17 protein-coding genes are annotated in these 17939 nt (G+C 66.1%); 1 reads left to right on the top strand and 16 read right to left on the bottom strand.

Annotation, left to right across the window (positions count from 1 at the left end):
- Nucleotides 1-14 precede the first annotated feature (14 nt).
- Nucleotides 15-806, bottom strand: coding sequence for a flagellar biosynthetic protein FliR (gene fliR / locus ACCQ16_RS09875; protein ID WP_008572484.1), 792 nt, complete (start codon nucleotides 804-806; stop codon nucleotides 15-17).
- 13 nt (nucleotides 807-819) lie between these two features.
- A complete protein-coding gene (locus ACCQ16_RS09880; RefSeq protein WP_005917968.1) occupies nucleotides 820-1089 on the bottom strand; it encodes a flagellar biosynthetic protein FliQ in 270 nt (89 codons plus the stop codon).
- Between the two features lie 92 nt (nucleotides 1090-1181).
- On the opposite strand from ACCQ16_RS09880, the gene ACCQ16_RS09885 reads away from it, so the two are divergent.
- Complete coding sequence (locus ACCQ16_RS09885) at nucleotides 1182-1343, top strand: hypothetical protein (RefSeq protein ID WP_277573112.1); 162 nt, start codon at nucleotides 1182-1184, stop codon at nucleotides 1341-1343.
- Nucleotides 1344-1962: 619 nt separating this feature from the next.
- On the opposite strand, the gene fliP is transcribed toward ACCQ16_RS09885, so the two are convergent.
- The 14 genes from fliP to ACCQ16_RS09955 form a co-directional block, all read right to left on the bottom strand.
- Nucleotides 1963-2808, bottom strand: a complete 846-nt coding sequence (fliP, locus tag ACCQ16_RS09890) for a flagellar type III secretion system pore protein FliP (RefSeq protein WP_277573111.1) — start codon at nucleotides 2806-2808, stop codon at nucleotides 1963-1965.
- 1 nt (nucleotide 2809) lies between these two features.
- Nucleotides 2810-3217 (bottom strand): flagellar biosynthetic protein FliO, encoded by a 408-nt coding sequence (fliO, locus tag ACCQ16_RS09895; RefSeq protein ID WP_011347264.1) that lies wholly within the window; start codon nucleotides 3215-3217, stop codon nucleotides 2810-2812.
- On the bottom strand, nucleotides 3214-3552 hold the full coding sequence (fliN, locus tag ACCQ16_RS09900; RefSeq protein ID WP_007969679.1) for a flagellar motor switch protein FliN: 339 nt from the start codon (nucleotides 3550-3552) through the stop codon (nucleotides 3214-3216). The genes fliO and fliN overlap by 4 nt, the downstream gene beginning before the upstream one ends.
- Complete coding sequence (gene fliM, locus ACCQ16_RS09905; RefSeq protein ID WP_008577203.1) at nucleotides 3549-4562, bottom strand: flagellar motor switch protein FliM; 1014 nt, start codon at nucleotides 4560-4562, stop codon at nucleotides 3549-3551. The genes fliN and fliM overlap by 4 nt, the downstream gene beginning before the upstream one ends.
- A gap of 10 nt (nucleotides 4563-4572) precedes the next feature.
- Entirely contained in the window at nucleotides 4573-5124 is a 552-nt protein-coding gene (locus tag ACCQ16_RS09910; protein WP_008577202.1) for a flagellar basal body-associated FliL family protein, read from the bottom strand.
- A gap of 165 nt (nucleotides 5125-5289) precedes the next feature.
- A complete protein-coding gene (locus tag ACCQ16_RS09915) occupies nucleotides 5290-6582 on the bottom strand; it encodes a flagellar hook-length control protein FliK (RefSeq protein WP_277573110.1) in 1293 nt (430 codons plus the stop codon).
- Nucleotides 6579-7034, bottom strand: coding sequence for a flagellar export protein FliJ (gene fliJ, locus ACCQ16_RS09920; RefSeq protein WP_005918178.1), 456 nt, complete (start codon nucleotides 7032-7034; stop codon nucleotides 6579-6581). The genes ACCQ16_RS09915 and fliJ overlap by 4 nt, the downstream gene beginning before the upstream one ends.
- A 3-nt stretch (nucleotides 7035-7037) precedes the next feature.
- The gene (locus ACCQ16_RS09925; RefSeq protein WP_005918170.1) at nucleotides 7038-8414 is read right to left on the bottom strand and encodes a FliI/YscN family ATPase; all 1377 of its coding nucleotides are present in this window, start codon (nucleotides 8412-8414) and stop codon (nucleotides 7038-7040) included.
- Nucleotides 8411-9031 (bottom strand): FliH/SctL family protein, encoded by a 621-nt coding sequence (locus tag ACCQ16_RS09930; RefSeq protein ID WP_011347268.1) that lies wholly within the window; start codon nucleotides 9029-9031, stop codon nucleotides 8411-8413. The genes ACCQ16_RS09925 and ACCQ16_RS09930 overlap by 4 nt, the downstream gene beginning before the upstream one ends.
- The gene (gene fliG / locus ACCQ16_RS09935; RefSeq protein ID WP_005918162.1) at nucleotides 9028-10017 is read right to left on the bottom strand and encodes a flagellar motor switch protein FliG; all 990 of its coding nucleotides are present in this window, start codon (nucleotides 10015-10017) and stop codon (nucleotides 9028-9030) included. Before fliG ends, ACCQ16_RS09930 begins: the two co-directional genes overlap by 4 nt.
- A gap of 10 nt (nucleotides 10018-10027) precedes the next feature.
- Entirely contained in the window at nucleotides 10028-11752 is a 1725-nt protein-coding gene (fliF, locus tag ACCQ16_RS09940; protein ID WP_011347269.1) for a flagellar basal-body MS-ring/collar protein FliF, read from the bottom strand.
- A 13-nt stretch (nucleotides 11753-11765) separates the two neighbouring features.
- Nucleotides 11766-12137 (bottom strand): flagellar hook-basal body complex protein FliE, encoded by a 372-nt coding sequence (gene fliE, locus ACCQ16_RS09945; protein WP_372380331.1) that lies wholly within the window; start codon nucleotides 12135-12137, stop codon nucleotides 11766-11768.
- Nucleotides 12138-12565: 428 nt separating this feature from the next.
- On the bottom strand, nucleotides 12566-16063 hold the full coding sequence (locus ACCQ16_RS09950) for a glycosyltransferase (RefSeq protein WP_372380351.1): 3498 nt from the start codon (nucleotides 16061-16063) through the stop codon (nucleotides 12566-12568).
- A 340-nt stretch (nucleotides 16064-16403) separates the two neighbouring features.
- On the bottom strand, nucleotides 16404-17918 hold the full coding sequence (locus tag ACCQ16_RS09955; protein WP_029819355.1) for an FkbM family methyltransferase: 1515 nt from the start codon (nucleotides 17916-17918) through the stop codon (nucleotides 16404-16406).
- Nucleotides 17919-17939: the final 21 nt, after the last annotated feature.

Raw genomic sequence — 17939 nt, forward strand, 5'->3', positions numbered from 1 at the left:
TTGTCTAGTGTGGGTCAGGCCGTCAGCTCTCTGGCGGCATCGAAGGCGGTATCGAACATGCGTTGCACTGGCGGGGCGAACTCGCTGGCGAAACTCGACAGCAGGAACAGCCCCAGCAACACCGTCAGCGGCAGGCCCAGTTGCATGGGATTCAATGCCGGCGCCGCCTTGGCCAGCGCGCCGAAGGCCAGGTTGACCGCCAGCATCGCCACCATCATCGGCAAGGCCAGGGTCAACCCGCCGCGCAGGATCTGCAGGAACAGGGTGGGCGCCACTTCGGCGAATGCGCCGGCATCGGGCAACGCGGTCCCGATCGGCAACGCCTTGTAGCTGTCCACCAGCAATGCGATCACGGCCAGATGCCCGTTGGCCGCGAAGAACAGCAGCCCGAAGCCGAGATAGAACCACTGCGCGATCACCCCCGACGTCACGCCGCGCATCGGGTCGGACATCTGCGCGAACGACAGGCCGGTGGACTGCGACACCAGTTCGCCGGCCAATGCGCCGGCTTCGAAAATCAGCTTCAGCATGAAGCCCATGCTGGCCCCGACCGCCAGCTCGCGCGCAATGCTCAGCACTGCCTGGGCGGTAAAGCCGTCCCACTCCGGCACCGGCGGCAGGATCGGCGCCAGCACCATCGCCAGCGTCCCGGCCAGCATCACCCGCACCCGTCCGGGCACCGCCCGCGTACCGATCAACGGCATGGCGGTGAGCAACGCACCGGTGCGCAACATGGTCCACATGATCGCCCCGACCATCGCGAACGCGCGCTGGCCATCGATCACCATCTGGGTTGCAGAATCCATCCGGTCTGGCCCGCTAGCCGATCAGGTGTGGAATGCGCTGGAACAGCGCGATGGTGAACTCCACCAGATGCCCCAGCAGCATGCTGCCGGTGGCAAACAGCGTGGCCGTCAGCGCGACCGCCTTGGCCACGAAGGCGATGGTCGGCTCGTTCAACTGGGTGGCGGCCTGCACCACGCCAATCACCACGCCGACCACCAGCACGGCCAGCAACATGGGCCCGGCGATCCACAGGACGGTGACCAGGCCACCACGTAATTCAGTCAGGGCGATTTCAGGGCTCATGGGAGGTGCTGATGCAAGTGGGGTGCCAAAGGGGCGGGGATTCGGGATTCGTGGTTCGGGATTGGTTGGCGAACGGGGATCTGAGTTGCCTCGTGTTGCACTCGCTGTCGCTGTCGCTGTCGCTGTCGCTGTCGCTGTCGCTGTCGCTCTTGCTTGGCTTTTGCAATTCGCTTTTCATCCCCCATACCGCAGCGGCGGGCCGCGTGGGTCAAACCCGAAGGGGCGGCGCGCATGGATGCGCGACGTTTTTCTAAGGGACATGGATGTCCCTTAGAAAAATTCCCACGTGGACTGCGTACCCGTAGCGCCTTGGCGCGTAGGGGCGCGAGGACGGGGTGTGTTTCTTTGGTTACTTGATCAGCCTTCGGCTGCTGTAAAGCGCTTCTTTGCACAAGCAAAGAAAGTGACTCGTTCCCCGAAGGGGAGCGAAAGCCCTGTACTTGAGTTTGCTCGGTTTGCAGTTTCGTTTTTGGTGTGAGACAGAGAAATCAACGGCTTTCAGGCCCTGCGGGCGCGAGTCACTTTTCTTTGCTTGTGCAAAGAAAAGTAACCAAAAGAAAGCACACCCCGTCCTCGCGCCCTCCGCGCCTACGGCGCTGCGGGTGCGCAAGTCCGGCAGAAATTTTTGTAAGGGACATCCATGTCCCTTACAAAAACGACGCGCATCCATGCGCGCCGCCCTGCGGGTTGTATCTGCCGGCCTTGCCGCTGCGGTATGGGGCCCTGGAGAAGCTAGAAGCCAAAGCGAAGCACAAAGGCAAAAAGCGGAAGGCAAAAAGCGGCAAGCGGAGCTGATGGTTGAGCAATGCAACCCCGCAATGCGCAAAAATCAGTCGATTGACAAGCGCTACCGCGCGCACCGCGCGTCCACACCTACGACGCATTAAAGCTCGCAGCCAGCGTCCCCACCACCAGCACCCACCCATCCACCAGAATGAACAGCAGGATCTTGAACGGCGCGGAGATCAGCATCGGCGACAGCATCATCATGCCCATCGACATCAGCACGCTGGCCACCACCAGGTCGATGATCACGAACGGAATGAAGATCAGAAAGCCGATTTCGAACGCGGTCTTCAGTTCGCTGGTCACGAACGAGGCCACCAGCACCGGGAACGGTACCGCGTCCGGGCCGGCGTACTTGCCGTCGCCGGCCATGCCGGCGAAGGTCATCAGATCGGTCTCGCGGATCTGCGCCAGCATGAAGGCGCGCAGCGGCTGCGTGGTGAGCGTCCAGGCAGTGGAAAAATCGATCTGGTTATTGAGATACGGCTGCAGTCCGGCGCCCCACATCTTCTGCCACACCGGCATCATCACCAGCGCGGTCAGGAACATCGCCAGGCCCAGCAGTACCTGGTTGGACGGGGTCTGGCCGGTGCCCAACGCCTGGCGCAGCAGGCCCAGCACGATGGTGATGCGGGTGAAGGCGGTCAGCACCAGCAGCATCGACGGCAGCAGGGTGATCGCCGTCATCAGCAGCAAGGTCTGCAACGGCAGGCTCACCGGCTGGTCGCCGATGCGGCCCACGCTCACGTTCGGCAGCGAGGGCAACTGATTGGAACCGGCCGGTACCGCGGCAGCGGTCGCCCCCGGTGCCGCGGCCTGCGCCATTGCCGGCAGCGCGGCCGGGCTGGCCGCGGCCAGCAGCGGGCAACTCATCACCAGCAGGATCAGCACCAGGCGCACACTGCGCCCCCAACGATTCCAACGGCTCAACATGTCACGGGTCCTTGCGCAGCTTCTGGGCGAGCAGCTGGGCGAAATTGGGAAGTTGCTTGAAAGTGGGCAGGGTGGGTGCGGGCGTGGGCGGCAGCGGTTCGGGCAAGGTGTGCAAGGTGCTGATGCCGCCGGCGGTGACGCCGAGCAACAACTGCTGGCCGTTCACCTCCACCACCACCACACGTTCCTTGGCACCGACTGCCAGGCTGGTCACCACGCGCAGGCCCTCGGTGCTGCGGAATCCGCTGCCGGGCATGCGCTTGAGCAACCAGCCCAGGCCGACGATCAGCGCGAGCACCAACAGCAATGCAAAGACTGCGCCAAACAGGCTGGGCGAGGACGGTGCCTGCGCGCCGACCCCGGTCGCCTTGGCCGCGACCGGCGCGGCAGTGGCCAGCAGGCCGATCACCGCAGCCTCCGGATCCGTTCGCTGGGGCTGACCACGTCGGTCAGGCGGATGCCGAAGCGGTCGTTGATGACGACCACCTCGCCGTGCGCAATCAGGGTGCCGTTGACGTAGACATCGAGCGGTTCGCCGGCGCCGCGTTCCAGTTCCACCACCGAGCCCTGGTTGAGCTGCAGCAGGTTGCGGATCGGGATGCGTGCGCGGCCCACTTCCAGCGACAGGGTCACCGGTACGTCCAGGATCACGTCCAGGTTGAGGTCGGCGGCGTTCTGGTCCTGCTCGGCCTGCAGGCTGTCGAAGGTGGCAGGCGAGGCGTCGAGGATGTCGGAGTTGATCATTTGCTGGGGTCCTGGGAGGGAACGGCGCGTGGGGCTTGCACGCCGGGCGGGCGTACGGCGGTGATCTTGACGGCGTTGTTGCCATTGGAAACGCCGAATTCGCCGGTGAATAACGGGATGTCTTCCACGCACAGCGGCACCTGGGCGGGCAGGTCGATCGGCAGGATGTCGCCGACCTTCAACCCGGTGAGCTGGCGCAGGCTCATGCGCTTGCTGGCCAGCACGCTGGAGAGCGTGACCTCGGCGGTGTCCAGCTGCTCGCGCAGCATCACGTTCCAGGAGTCGTCGCGGTCGTTGCGGTCGCTCTGGATGCCGGCATCGAGCAGTTCGCGGATCGGCTCCAGCATCGAATACGGCAGGGTGATGTGGATCTCGCCGCCGCCGCCTTCCAGCTCCACATGGAACCGGCACACCACCACGTACTCGCGCGGGGTGACGATGTTGGCGAAGTGCGGGTTGATCTCGGAGTTGATGTACTCGAAGTCCACGTCCATCACCGGTGCCCAGGCTTCCTTCAGGTCGGCGAAGGTCTGCTTGAGCATCAGCTGGATCACACGCATCTCGGTGGCGGTGAATTCGCGGCCTTCGATGCGGGTGTGGAAGCGGCCGTCGCCACCGAAGAAGTTGTCCACCACGGTGAACACCAGGGTGGGTTCGAACACGATCAGCCCGGTACCACGCAGCGGCTTGAACCGGATCAGGTTGAGGTTGGTCGGCACGTACAGCGAGTGCATGTACTCGTTGAACTTGACCAGGTCGATGCCGCGCACCGACAGGTCGGCCGAGCGCCGGATCAGGTTGAACAGGCCGATCCGCCACAACCGCGCGAAGCGCTCGTTGACCATCTCCAGGGTCGGCATGCGCCCACGGATGATGCGGTCCTGGCTGGACAGATCGTATTGGCGCGCCTCGCCGGGCAGCGGCTCCGGCTCAGTGTTGACCGCGCCCGAATCCACGCCATGCAGCAGGGCATCGATCTCGTCTTGGGAAAGCAGATCACTGACGCTCATCGGGCAGGCCTTACTGGGTCACGAAACTGGTGAACAGCAATTCTTCGACGCACTTCTTGCCGGTCTCGCTGGTCATGACCTTCTGCGCTTCGGCCAGGGCGGACTTCTGCAGCTTCTGCTTGCCGGCCAGGTCGGCCACGTCGGTGGCCTTGACCTGCGACAGCAGCATCAGCAGGTGCGCACGAATGGCCGGCGCGTTCTCGGTGATGAGCTTGAGCTCTTCGGGGTCGCGGGTGACCAGCTGCACTTCGACCTGCAGGTACTGCGGGCCATCGCCGGGGTCGGCCAGGTTGACCACGATCGCCGGGTCCATCGGGAAGTACTGCGCCGGCTTGGGCACTTCGGCCACCTTGGGGGCGTCGTGCTTGCCGCCTTTTTCCTCGCCCTTGTGGCCCAGGAAGAACCAGGCGCCGCCGCCAGCGGCTGCCAGCACCACCACGCCGATGGCGATGAGCAGGATGGGCTTCTTGCCGCCCTTCTTCTTCTCGCCCTTGTCGTCTTTGTCGTCGGTCTTCTTGGTTTTTTCGGCCGCTGCCACAGTCTGCTCCAGGGGAATGCTCACCCTGTCAATGCAACTGGCATGCCAAAACCGCGTCGGTTTCCTGGCGCGGGCTGCGTGGAAACCAGAATACCCCCGCAGGCCTTGCGCCGCGGGGGTGGGAGGGCGTCATCGGCCAGCGGCCGAGCGCGAGGATCGGCGGCGTCGGGGTGTGCCCGGCACGTCGTCTCAGGCGTAGGCGTCCAGCAATCCACGCTGGCGTAACACCACCGACGGAATTCCGACGGGCGGGGCGTCGTCCAGGGTCAGGCCGTTGCCGCTGTCGTTGCCGCCATTGCGATTGCCCGCCGACTGCTGCTGTTGCTGGCCGACGTCGGCCTGGCCAAGCTGGAAGCCATTCTGGCCGAGCATTTCGCGCAGCCGCGGCAGGCTCTGTTCCAGCGCCTGGCGGGTGTCGGCGTTGGCGGCGGTGAAGCTGGCATTGACCTTGTCGCCCTCCAGATGCAGGCGCACCTCGACCGGACCCATCTCGTTTGGAGTCACCTTGATGTGGGCATGGCCGATTTTCTGGTCTGCCAGCCAGCTCATGCGCGCGCCGATGGCATCGTCGAAAGTGTCGCTGCCCAGGTCCGGGGTAGGCGTGGGCGAGGCGCTGAAGATCGGTGCGGCGTCCTGCAGGCGGGTGAGTGCCGGCGCGGTGGTGGTCGGCAACACGAACGCCGGGGCGTCCGGCGCTGCGGCAGCGGCACTGTCGTCGGCGGCCGGCTCCAGCGCCTTGGCGGCCATGCTCATCAACGCGGCCGTCTGTGCATCGCCGCTTACGGCGGTGGTCGAGGTCGGCTTGGCGCCTGCAGCAGCGGCCGGCACCGGCGCTCCCAATGCGGGCAGGGCGGCGCCGGCGTTTGCAGTGGCGGCGGCTGCGGCTGCATCGGTGGGCAGGGCGGTGGCGGTCGCCGCAGCGCCGTTGGCGCCGGCCATGCTGGCCGTCAGTGCGGCGGCTGCGGCCGCCAGCACGTCGCCACCCGGCAGCGCCTGCGCCAGCAGGCCCATGCCGAAGCCACCCAGGCCAGCCGGCGGCCAGCCGGCATCGGTCGCGGTGGCCGCTTCTGCGGGCGCGTCTTCGCCGGTCGCGGCCGCCTTGGCCGGTTTGCCGGTCTTGCTGGCAGTGGCGGCTGTGCTCTTGTCGGTGGTTGCCGCGTCCTTGGCGGCACCTGGCTTGGCCTGCTTGGCATCGCCGTCCTGCGCCCGCGGCCGGGCAGTGGCATCGCCGGCTGCATCGTCGTGGCTGTCCTCGTCGCCGCGGTTCTTGTCGGGCTGGTTGGGCTTGGGCGCGGCCTGCTTGGCAGGCACGCGCTCGGGTGCCTGCGGCGGGGCCTGGTTCGGCGTGTTGGCCGGATTGAGCATGCGCGCAAACTGGTCCTGGCCCGCGTCCGGTTCGGACGACGGATCGCTGTAGCTGGATTTCTTGCCGGTGCCGGCAAGCGCACCAAGGCCGGCGGCGAAGGCGGACAAGGGGTTCATGCGGATTCTCCGTGGGTGTCTTGGCTGCGGGCCAGGCGCGAACGACGCGCGCCGAGGTCGTCCATCTCACGCTGGTCGCGGCGTTCGATCACTTTGTTTTCCTGGGCACGGTAGCTGGCGGCCAATTGCTCCAGCACCTGCTTCTCGCGGCTGGCCAGCAGCAGGCGGGTACGCTCGGCTTCCACCTTGGCGATGTTGCTTTGCACGGTCTGTGCCTGTTGCAGCACGGCGCTGTCCAGGCGGTCCAGGAAGGCGCGGCGGTTGCTCAGCGCCACCGCGCTGGTGCCGGCCATCTGGCTGTTGGCGTATTCCTCGGCGTAGCGGCGCAATTCTTCCAGGCGCGACTGGTGGGTTTCCAGGACGCGCTGGCGCTCGGCCAGATCGCGGGCGACCTTGTCTTCCTGTTCCTGCGCGCGGCGCAGCAGTGGGTCGATCCGTTTGGACTGCATCATGGATTAGTTCTCGGGTTCGACCAGTTGTTGCAGGGCGGACAGGCTGTCGCTCAGGAGCGAGGCCTTGTGCACGTCCTGGCCGAGGAATTCGACGATTTCCGGCCAGCGCGCCAGCGCTTCGTCGGTGGCCGGGTCGCTGCCACGCTGGTAGGCGCCGATGGCGATCAGGTCGCGGTTGGCGGTGTAGGCCGAGAGCAGCCGCTTGAGCTTGCGGATGCGCAGGCGCCAGGTGTCGTCGGCGATGTCCTGCACCACGCGGCTGACCGAGGATTCCAGGTCGATGGCCGGATACAGGCCGCTGTCGGCCACCCGACGCGAGAGCAGGATGTGGCCGTCCAGGATGGCGCGGGCAGCATCGGCGATCGGGTCCTGCGGGTCGTCGCCTTCGGTCAGCACGGTGTAGAAGGCGGTGATCGAACCGCGCCCCTTGGCGCCGTTGCCGGCACGTTCCACCAGCGCCGGCAATTTGGCGAACACCGACGGCGGGTAACCGCGGGTGGTCGGCGGCTCGCCCACCGACAGGCCGATCTCGCGCTGCGCCTGGGCGAAGCGGGTCAGCGAATCCATCAGCAGCAGCACGTTCAAGCCCTGGTCGCGGAACCATTCGGCGATGGCGGTGGCGCGGTAGGCGCCATGCAGGCGCGCCAACGGCGGGCGGTCGGCCGGTGCGGCCACGACCACGGCGCGGCGCAGGCCTTCTTCGCCCAGGGTGGTTTCGACGAAATCGCGCACTTCGCGGCCACGTTCGCCGATCAGCCCGACCACGATCACGTCGGCCGAGGTGAAGCGGGTCATCATGCCGAGCAGCGTCGATTTACCGACGCCGGAGCCGGCGAACAGGCCTACGCGCTGGCCACGGCCGATCGGCAGCATGGCGTTGATGGCGCGCACGCCGACGTCCAGCGAGGTGGTGATGGGCTCGCGCGCCAGCGGGTTGATCGACACGCCGGCCATGCCGATGCTGCCTTCGGCGCGGATCGGGCCCTTGCCGTCCAGCGGGGTGCCGTCGCTGTCGATGACGCGGCCGAGCAGGCCTTCGCCCACTTCCACGCCGCCGCGGCGCCGCGAGGGCACCACCCGGGCATTGGGCAGCAGGCCATGCAGTTCGGCGCTGGGCATCAGGTAAGTGCGTTCGCCGGCGAAGCCGACCACTTCGGCGTCGACCCAGCCGCCATCGACCTCGACCTTGCAGGTCGCGCCCATCGGCGCTTCGCAGCCGGTCGCTTCCAGGGTCAGGCCGACCGCGCGGCGCAGGATGCCTTCGCGGATCAGGGTGCGACCGGCGGTGGGCTCCAGGCCAAGGGTGCCCAGGCGCGTGGCCAGGCGCAGATTGCGTGCATCCAGCCAATCGGCCGGGGTGGCACCGAACAGGGCGCTCACAGGCCCGCTCCGGATTTGCGCATGACCGTCTCCAGCGCAGCCCGCAGGCGCGCGTCCAGGGTGCCGTCGATGCGCACGCTTTCGGCGTGCACACGCAGATCGCCGCGGCTCAGGCTCATGTCCGGGGCCACGCGGGTGGTGCTGCTGGGCGCCAGATGCGGCAGCAGCGCGGTGATGTCGTCCGGGTGCAGGCGCACTTCGACCTCGCGGCCGGCGCCGCCAACCGCATCGACCGCCTCGCCGACCAGGTCGGCCAGCAGTTGCGGGTCGGCCTGGTAGGCACGGCCGACCAGCTGGCCGGCAATGCGCACGGCCAACTCGCCGAGCGCGCCGACCACTTCGTTTTCCAGCCGCGCCAGCGGGCGGGTGAAGTTGTCCAGGATGCCGTCGATCTGCGCGGTGAGGCGGCGCACTTCCGACTGGCCCTGGGCGAAGCCTTCGGCATGCCCACGCGCGAACCCTTCGTGCTGGGCGGCATCTTCGATGGCCTGGATCTCTTCCAGGGTCGGCGGGCGCAGCACCGGCTCGAGCATGGCCGGTTCTTCGTAGTCCGGTTCCGGCAGGGCCGGGACAAGCTGCAGGTCCGGGGCCAGCCAGCGGGTGACCACCTCGTTCATACCATGGCCTCCGCACCGGCGCCGCCCAGGCTGATGGCGCCTTCGTCAGCCAGGCGGCGGACGATGGTGAGGATTTCCTTCTGCGCCGCTTCCACGTCTGCAAGGCGCACCGGGCCGCGCGCTTCCATGTCCTCGAGCAGGATTTCGGCCGCGCGCTGGGACATGTTGCGGGTGATCTTTTCGCGCACCTTGACGTCGGCGCCGCGCAAGGCCAGCCCCAGGCGCTCGCCGGAGACTTCGCGCAGCAGCGTCTGCAGGCCGCGGTCGTCCAGGTCCACCAGGTTGTCGAACACGAACATCAGGTCCTGGATCTTGCCGGCCAGGTCGGCGTCGATCTTGCCGATCTCGCCCAGCACGCCCTGGTCGGCGCCGGTGTCCAGGAAGTTGAGGATGTTGGCCGCCACCTTGATGCCGCCCACGTTGGACGACTTCAGGTTCTGGTTGCCGGCGAATTGACGCTCCATGATGTCGTTGAGCTCGCTCAGCGCATTCGGCGGAATGCCGTCCAGGGTGGCGATGCGCAGCAGCACGTCGGCGCGGGTGCGCTCGGGCAGCAGCTTCAGCGCCTCGGCGGCCTGGTCGCTGTCCAGGTGCGCCATGACGATGGCGATGATCTGCGGGTGCTCGTTGCGCACCAGGTCGGCGACCGCGCGCGGGTCCATCCACTTCAAGGTGTCCAGGCCGGTGGTGTTGCGGCCCAGCAGGATGCGGTCGATCAGCCCGCCGGCCTTGTCGGCGCCCAGCGCCTGGATCAGCACGTTGCGGATGTAGTCGTCGGCGCCCACGCCCAGCGAGGTCTTGCCGGCCAGTTCGCCGTTGAACTCGTCCATCACCTTCTCGACCTGGTCGCGCGAGATGCCGGTCATGGTGGCCATGGCGATGCCGATCTTCTGCACCTCCTTGGGGTCCATGTGCTTGAGCACTTCGGCCGCGTCGCTCTCACCCAGCGACAGCAACAGCACCGCGGCGCGCTGCACTCCAGTCATCGGTTGTGTATCAGGCTTCACTGGCGACCCATCCCTTCACGACTTGTGCGACACGTTTTGAATCGGCTTTGACGGCCTCGCGCGCCAGGCGCATGCGCTCTTCGTAGGCGTCTGGCAGAGCGATCGGGGTCTTCTTGTCCTGACCGATCTGCGCGGTGTCTTCTTCCAGGCGGGGCATCAGGTCGTCGTCTTCGTCGACCATCCGCACGTCGGCGCTCTGTGGAGTGCCATCCTTGCCAGCCTTGCCTTGCTTGTCCTTGACCGCGGTCACGCCGGTGAGCTGACGCAGGGTGGGGCGCACCACACCGAACAACAGCGCCAGCACCACCACCGCACCGACCAGCAGGCGCAGACCGTTCTGCACGCGCGGGTCTTCCCACCACTTCGGGCCTTCCTCGCCCGCCACCGCTTCGCGCACGAACGGGGCATTCATCACCGACACCGTGTCGCCGCGTGCCGCATCGAACCCCACTGCCTGCTTGACCAGGCCTTCGATACGGGTGAGCTCGGCAGCGGTGAGCGGCTGTTCGACCATCTTGCCCTTGGCGCCGGGGCGCGGGACGTTGTCCAGCAGCACCGCCACCGAGACGCGCTTGATGCGACCGGCCGGCTGGCGGGTGTGTTGCAAGGTTCGGTCCAATTCGTAGTTACGCGTGGCGCTCTTGGAACTTTCGGTCGGCGTGGCCGGGGCCGCGGCCTGGCCATTGGCGGCCGCCGGGGTGCCCGGCGCGCCGGCCACGGCCGGTGCCGGCGGCTGGCCGGGGCTATTGCTGGTGGCGCCCGGAGGGCCCTGCGGGCCGGTGGCGCTGGTGCTGGTGTCGCTGACCTGCTCGCTGCGCAGCTTGGCCGGCTCGCCGTTGTAGAGCTCGCGGGCTTCTTCGACCACCGAGAAGTCCATGTCCACGCTGGTTTCCGGATTGACCCGGCCCGGGCCGGTCATCGGCTCCAGCAGCTCGCGGATGCGCTGGTTGTAGGAGCTTTCCTGGCGGCGCACCTGTTCGAACTGGGCGGCGTGCTGGGCCGCGTCGCTGTTCGGGTCGGCAATGGAGAGCATGCGGCCGCTCTGGTCGACCACGGTCACGCGTTCGGGGGTCATGTCCGGGATGCTGGACGCCACCAGATTGACGATGGCATCGACCTGGTTGCGCTCCAGGCCCTGGCCGCCGCGCAATTCCAGCACCACCGAGGCGCTGGCTACATCGCGCTGGCGGGTGAAGGCGCTGGGCTTGGGAATGGCCAGGTGCACACGGGCCTCGCGGACCGGGCGCAGGGTGCCGATGGTGCGCGAGAGTTCGGTTTCCAGCGCGTGCTGGTAGCGGGCGTTTTCCACGAACTGGCTGACGCCGAAGCCCGGGTCCTTTTCCATCAGTTCGAAACCGCCGCCGGTTTCCTTGCCGGTCAGGCCGGAGCCGGCCAGTTTGAGGCGGGCGTCGTACAGACGGTCCTGCGGCACCGAAATGGCGCCGGTGGCCTGGTCGATCTTGTAGGGAATCTGCGCGGTGCGCAGCAGGTCGGCCGCTTCGGCATTGCCCTTCTCATCCAGGCCGGTGTACAGCGACTGATAGCCAGGCTTCTGCGACCAGAAGAACACCGCCAGACCGGCCGCGACCGCCAGGGCGATCATCGCCATCATGGTCAGCTTGCGGGTGATCTGCAGGCTGCGGACACGGTCGAACCATTGCCCCGCCTTTTCGGCGTTCTGGTTCATGTTTTCTTTGCTGATCGCGAGTGCCATGTGTCGTCAACCTTTACAGCGGCATGTTCATGACGTCCTGATAAGCCTGGACGAGACGGTTGCGGACTTCCACGGTGGCGCGGAAGGCCACCTGGGACTGCTGGGAGGCGACCATGACCCGTGCCAGATCGGCATTGGGGTCGCCCATTTCGAATGCTTTGGACAGCGCGCCGGCCTTCTGCTGGGCCTCGTTGACGCCGCCGATGGCGCCGCGCAAGGTCTCGCTGAAGCTCGGTGCCTGCGTCGCCGGTGTTCCCTGTGCGCCGGCCAGGCCCTGGATCTGGTTGCCATGCGCCGCATCGCCCACCGCGCCCATCGGGCCTTGGCCCATCTGCGTCTGGTAGCTGCGGATCTGCGAGAGGATGGAGGTGACGGAATCGCTCATGGGTGCGGTCAGCCAGGGAGGCATCCACACCAATGCAAGCGGCGTGCCGAAATGGCGCCGGGATTCCGGCGCGGGGGCGTTCCGGTCGCGGCCGCGTCGCAGCGATTGGCTTGTTTTCTCCCGCAGCCAGGTGTTCCTTCTCCCGCCTGCGGGAGAAGGTGGCGCGCAGCGCCGGATGAGGGCACTACCCTCGGTGCCACGCGCTGCAGGCATGGCAACCGCGGGCGCCGGAGTGTCGCGCGCCCCCCCATCCGCCCTTCGGGCACCTTGCCCCGCAAGCGGGAGAAGGGAACAGAAGGCCGCCAGTTGCAGTGCGACCGCCAGATCAAAGTACCCAGGCTGTCCTTCTCCCGCCTGCGGGAGAAGGTGGCGCGCAGCGCCGGATGAGGGCAACCCGGTGGGTGGTCAGCTGAAGCAGCGCATCCGCATTAGTCCGGCAACCAGGCGGCCCGCCAGGTGTCCAGATTGCTGCCGCTGAGCATCCAGTCGCGCCGCACCACCTCGCGCAAGGCCGCACCCCTGGCGCGTGCTGCGTCCAGGTCGGCCAAGTGCTCGCGGATGGCGCCGATCCAGTCGCGGTAGCGGTTCTTCACCAGCGTCACCGGCAGGCTGCCCTGGTAGCAGCGCACGTCGCTGGCGATGACCGGGTAACCGCAGGCGCCGTACTCCAGGAGCCGCAGATTGCTCTTGCATTCGTTGAACAGGTTCTGCTCCACCGGCGCCAGCGCCAGATCCAGGTCCAGCGCCGCCAGCGCGGCGGGGTACTCATCGATCGGCACACCCGGCTGGAACTGGTGAATATGCTGGCGCAGCGCAAATGGGTACATCCCCATGAACACCCATTCCACTTCGCCGGCGAGCTCCTTCACCACGTCGGCAATCAGCTCCAGGTCGCCGGTATGGCTGGCGCCGCCAGCCCAGCCGATCCGCGGCTTGCCACCCTGGCGTTCGGCCCGCACGGGCAGCTGTTCCCACCAATGCGGCGGCAGGCGGTTTTCGGCCACGCGGATATCGCCATGCAACCCGGCGAACGCCTCGGCCAGGGCGGGGGTGGACACCACGAAGCGGTCCACCATGCCCAGCCCTCGCCGCACCGTCTTCAGAATGTCCTTGGGCATGTGCTCGCGGTGCGCATTCTTCAGCGGCAAATTGGGCAGGTAATCGTCCAGCTCGTACACCTTGAATGCGCGCGACAACGCCTTCATCCGCCGCATCGCCTCCAGCCGCGGCTCGCCGACCTGGCGTTGCAGGATCACCACGTCGGGATCCTGGCGCGCCAGCTCGCTGATCTCCAGATAGCCGTTGAACAACACCCCTTCGGCCATCCCGGCCTCGCGCAAGGCGCGCAGTGGCTGGATCACCCGGTAATGCCCGCAGCCTTCGATATCGGCCGGCAGCGCCATCACGCTCGGCAGCGGACGCCACGACTGCAGCGGCCGCCAGCTGGCGCGCGGGTCGGCCAGCTGGAAGCCGGCGCCCGGGTCCAGCGAAAATCCCGGGCTGTAGGCCGGGTCGTTGGCCATCAGCGGCAGCCAACGCGCATACATTGCCTCTTCGTCCAGCGCCGTGGCGGCGGGCGCGTCCAGCGGGTCGATCAGCAGCTGCGCACGTGCGGCAAAGACATTGAGGTAGCCGGCCTGCTGCAGGCGCAGGCACAGGTCGACATCGCTCCACTGCGCCAGCGCCGGCTCCAGGTCGAAACCACCGGCGTCCAAAAACAGCTGGCGCGGCAGCATCAGGCATTCGCCACTCAACGCGCTGTAGTTCTGGTCCAATTGCAGGCGCTGCAGATAGCCCGATTCATCGAACGCCGCACCTTCGAACGCACGCGCTGCAGGTGCCCCCAGGCCGAGCAGCAGTCCGGCGTGATGCACGGTTCCGTCGCCGCGCAGCAGCTTGCCCGCAACCGCACCGACCTCCGGGCGCAGTGCGTGGTTGAGCAATTGCTCCAGCCAATCGGCTTTCATCACCGCCGCGCCCGCTGCCAGCCACAACAACACCTCTCCATGCGCGTGCTCGACCGCGGCATTGCACACCGCCTCACGCGGCGGTTCGGCGGCAAAGCGCAGCACGCGGATTTGCTGCATGCCCAGATTCTCGATGCCGCTCAGCCAGCCATGCAGATCCGGCTCGGTGGTGCCGCGATCCAGCAGCAACACCTCGTAATGCGGGTAGCTGGTATTGGCAAGAATGCTTTCCAGGCAGCGCTGCACCTGCGGCAGACGGCCATCGACCGGTACCAGAATGCTCACCAGCGGTTGTTGCGCATGGCGGTAGTCCAGCGCGTGCCGGCTGGGACCGGCACTGTGCACCACGGCGTCCACGTAACCGCGTGCGGCAAGATGGCGCGCAATCGCCTGGCGTTCGTCTTCGTCGTCGTGCTGCGGCGTGGCCGATGCGATCAGGATGGGTTCTGCAATATGACGGATGCAGGCCAACCCGTAACGCTCGATCAGGCCGAGTTGGTAATCCAGCTCGAATGCCGCGCTGGGCCCGGTGGGGAAGCCGCCATCGGCCAACAGCGTGCGGTGCCGGAACGCCCAGTGCCGCGAAAGCGTCGCCGGTGCGCTCAACAGCATGTCCAGATACAGCGCTGGCCGCAGCGCCAGCCCCAACTGGCCATTGTCCAGCGCCATCACTTCATCTGCGTAGACGGCCTGGCAGTCGTCGGGTAACGCGAGCATTTCCAGCGCCAGCATCATCAAGCCGCTGGCAGTGAACAGGCTGCCGGCATCAACCAGCAACACCCAATCGGTCGCATCCTGTGCGGCGATCACCCGGTTGAGCGTCGCTGCCAGGCCGTGCGCCTCGATCAGCACCCCACGCTCGCCGTGCGCGGCAACCTGCTGCGGCGAGCTGCTGATGACCCAGGTTCGATGCTGTTGATAGCAAGCGACCGCGTCCAGGCTGTCGCGCGTTGCAGCGACCGCTGCGGCATCGCCGTGACGGTCGATCAGCAGCACCGCGATGCGCGGCCCGCCGGCATGCGCATGCAGGCGCGCCTGGATCAATGCACGTTGCACCATGCTCGGATGGCGCACGCCCAACCAAGTCGTCGGCGACACGCGCTCGGCCATGCCGGCGCTTTGCATCAACGCATTGACCAGATCCACCGGCTTGAAGACGCGCGCCTTGTGCGGGCTGAGCGGGGCCACGCGCACCTGTCGATTGTCGCCAGTCTCGCGTCGCCAGCCGAGCTGGCGGATGCCCTGGCGCAGGTCGTCGTGTCCCTGGTCGCCGACCCCGACCTGATCGCGGCCGCCCTGGCTGAACTGCGCGCTGGAAACGCGGAACTGCGTCAGCGGGCTGGCCAGGAACGCCAGGTTGCCGTGGCGCAGCAGCTTGACGTAGATCGCCAGATCGCCCACCCAATCGATGGCCTTGCCGTTCAACGCCATCAACCCGTTGCCCAACGCCAACAGATCGGCGCGCCGCGCAAGTACGCAACTCGGCTCACCGATGAAATTGATGGTGTGGTCGGCCAGGAACGACACCAGTTCCGGCCCGTCGATCAGCACGTCGTCGGCAAACGGAAAGCAGGTGGCCAGGATGTCCGGCAGTGGCTGGCCATCGCCGTCGATACGCTGCCGGCGCGAGGAGGCCATCGCCGTACCCGGGTTGCGCTCGATTGCTTCCACCAGCTGCGCAATGCAATCGGGCGCCAGCACATCGTCGTCGTGCAGAAACTTGACGTACTCGCCCTGTGCCAGGCCAATCCCCTTGATCGTGCTGACCAGCTCGCCAAGCCGTGGCGTGTTGCGGTGGTAGCGAATGGGGAAGGGCGCATCCGCCAACCTTGGCGCCAGCAGCGCTTCGATGGCGCCATCGGCATTGTCGTCGCAAATCACCAGCTCCAACGCCGGATAGGTCTGCGCCAGCGCGCTCTCCAGCGCCTGCGCAAAGTAGCGCGACTTGTAGGTCGGCATGACGATGCTGACGAGGGCAGGAGAGCTCACGGGTGGTGGTTCGAGTTGATCATTCAAGAGTTATCCGATGTAGACGCTATGCCGGCGCGAATAGGCCCGATCGCCGCGGAAGCAGCGATCATCGAACTGGCCGAACGCCAATGCAATATGCGTGCCGCTCGAAGTATGGCGCGTCAAGAATGTGGTGTCGCTGGCGTTGTGTCGGCGCCTGCCTAAGACCAGCCCATGCTCGATACCGCCTTTGTCTCTCCCGATCAGATCCGCAGCTGGTTCGCCATCGGGAGCGATGGCTGCGATGGCACTGTGCGCAGCCCCTAACAAGTCGTGAATTTTCCTCTGCTTACTCCGCCCAGGGCGGCGGTGCGGAACCGGCGACAGGCGATGCATATAAAACGAGGTCGTAGTAGTGGCCGGGAGAGTGCTGGCGTAGACGGAAGTGATAGCCCTCCACCAATTTGTCCAGTTGTTCGACGATATCCAGTAAATCCTGGGCGTAGTGGTAGACACAAATGGCCATACGGGGGCGCTGGGTTCGGATGAGGTGAGATGCGCCCTCTAATGCCCTTGCTTCAAATCCTTCGATGTCCAACTTCAGTAGCGTCAGCTTCTCCAATTCGTCGTCCAGGCGTGTGGTCGCCACGGAGATTCCGCCATGGGACGATACATGGCTGGAGACGGTGCCGGTCTCCTCGAAGCGCAGCGTCGCATGTTCGTTGGAGATAGCTTTTCTGATGGCCTTGAAATTATGCGGGGGAAGGGGGGAGGCGCTCGCGATGCCCTCCAGTTTCTGAAAGTTGATGCCATCGGGTTCGAAGGCGGTGATGCTTTCGTAGCGATAGCGGGATGCTTCTAGAAACTTGCGGACGATAGGGCCCTGGAAGGCGCCGCCATCGCAGAAATGTTCACGCTGGCCTAGCTGGAATGTGCTGCTGTCGGCGTATTCCGAAAAGTACTCGTTGATCGGCGTCGCCCAGCAGTCCAACAAAAGGCTGGAATCGTAGGTTAGGCGGAACAACAGGTTGCTGTAGAGCGTAAAGACACTGAAATCGTCGTCCAGTCGATCCGCAAAACGCAGAAATTCGTCCAGGCGCAGAAGCGTCCGCTGGCGGTAGACTTGCGCAGGCTCGTACACGGCGAACAGCCCGCAATGCGCAACTGCGAGGCAGGCATCGACCCTTTCAATGCCTGCTTGCTCGCAGAGCTTGCGGGTCAAGCCCGACTCTCCTGGGCTGTAAGAAAAATCGATGGCCAATGCCTGGGGATGCTGAGCCGCCTGTTCGATGAACTGGCGCGAACTCCACCGCGGCGCTCCATGAATGGAGTCGCCGTCGCTCGGTTGGTCATCAACGGCTGCAATGACATGGCTGGGGCGTTGGACGATCTGTGGGCCATAGATGTTGCCAATACCCGAGCGCGGTTGGAGCAGAAACAGGGGGCGCTGCTCGAAACGTGGAATCAGCGGATCAACGGAAGGCGCAACGCTCAGTTGCTCAATGCCCGCGCTGGTGCAGAGGTCATGTGCAAATGCGCGTCCGCGTGGGCTGCAAGAGAAGTCGATAGCGATCGCTTCGGCATACTGCCCCGCCTTGGCAAGAAACTCCTGACTGCTCCAGCGCGGCGCGCCGTGGATGCGGTCCAGGTGGATGCTTTGGTCATCAATTGCGGCAACGACATGGTGCAGGCCGGCAACGACACTGGGACCATGCACCATGCCTGCATAGGACTCGGGGGCGACGAGGAATACAGGGCGGTTTGCAATCGCGGATAGGCTTGAAACGACACCGTCAAGTACAGGGCGCTCCTGCTCGGCAATACTTAGAATCCGCTGGCGAAGCTGCTCATTTCTGGAGTTCATGAACGTCTGTCCCGTAAGTAT

Origin of the sequence: Xanthomonas sp. NCPPB 1062 (assembly GCF_041481705.2) — a bacterium.
GTDB lineage: Bacteria > Pseudomonadota > Gammaproteobacteria > Xanthomonadales > Xanthomonadaceae > Xanthomonas > Xanthomonas euvesicatoria.

Excerpts from the sequence above, each read along its gene's own strand:
- ACCQ16_RS09930 (WP_011347268.1), bottom strand. The coding sequence starts at position 9,031 with ATGAACGAGGTGGTCACCCGCTGGCTGGCCCCGGACCTGCAGCTTGTC.
- ACCQ16_RS09955 (WP_029819355.1), bottom strand. The coding sequence starts at position 17,918 with ATGAACTCCAGAAATGAGCAGCTTCGCCAGCGGATTCTAAGTATTGCC.
- fliN (WP_007969679.1), bottom strand. The coding sequence starts at position 3,552 with ATGATCAACTCCGACATCCTCGACGCCTCGCCTGCCACCTTCGACAGC.
- fliP (WP_277573111.1), bottom strand. The coding sequence starts at position 2,808 with ATGTTGAGCCGTTGGAATCGTTGGGGGCGCAGTGTGCGCCTGGTGCTG.
- fliR (WP_008572484.1), bottom strand. The coding sequence starts at position 806 with ATGGATTCTGCAACCCAGATGGTGATCGATGGCCAGCGCGCGTTCGCG.
- ACCQ16_RS09915 (WP_277573110.1), bottom strand. The coding sequence starts at position 6,582 with ATGAACCCCTTGTCCGCCTTCGCCGCCGGCCTTGGTGCGCTTGCCGGC.
- fliE (WP_372380331.1), bottom strand. The coding sequence starts at position 12,137 with ATGAGCGATTCCGTCACCTCCATCCTCTCGCAGATCCGCAGCTACCAG.
- ACCQ16_RS09950 (WP_372380351.1), bottom strand. The coding sequence starts at position 16,063 with ATGCCGACCTACAAGTCGCGCTACTTTGCGCAGGCGCTGGAGAGCGCG.
- ACCQ16_RS09880 (WP_005917968.1), bottom strand. The coding sequence starts at position 1,089 with ATGAGCCCTGAAATCGCCCTGACTGAATTACGTGGTGGCCTGGTCACC.
- fliG (WP_005918162.1), bottom strand. The coding sequence starts at position 10,017 with ATGACTGGAGTGCAGCGCGCCGCGGTGCTGTTGCTGTCGCTGGGTGAG.
- fliF (WP_011347269.1), bottom strand. The coding sequence starts at position 11,752 with ATGGCACTCGCGATCAGCAAAGAAAACATGAACCAGAACGCCGAAAAG.
- fliM (WP_008577203.1), bottom strand. The coding sequence starts at position 4,562 with ATGAGCGTCAGTGATCTGCTTTCCCAAGACGAGATCGATGCCCTGCTG.
- fliJ (WP_005918178.1), bottom strand. The coding sequence starts at position 7,034 with ATGATGCAGTCCAAACGGATCGACCCACTGCTGCGCCGCGCGCAGGAA.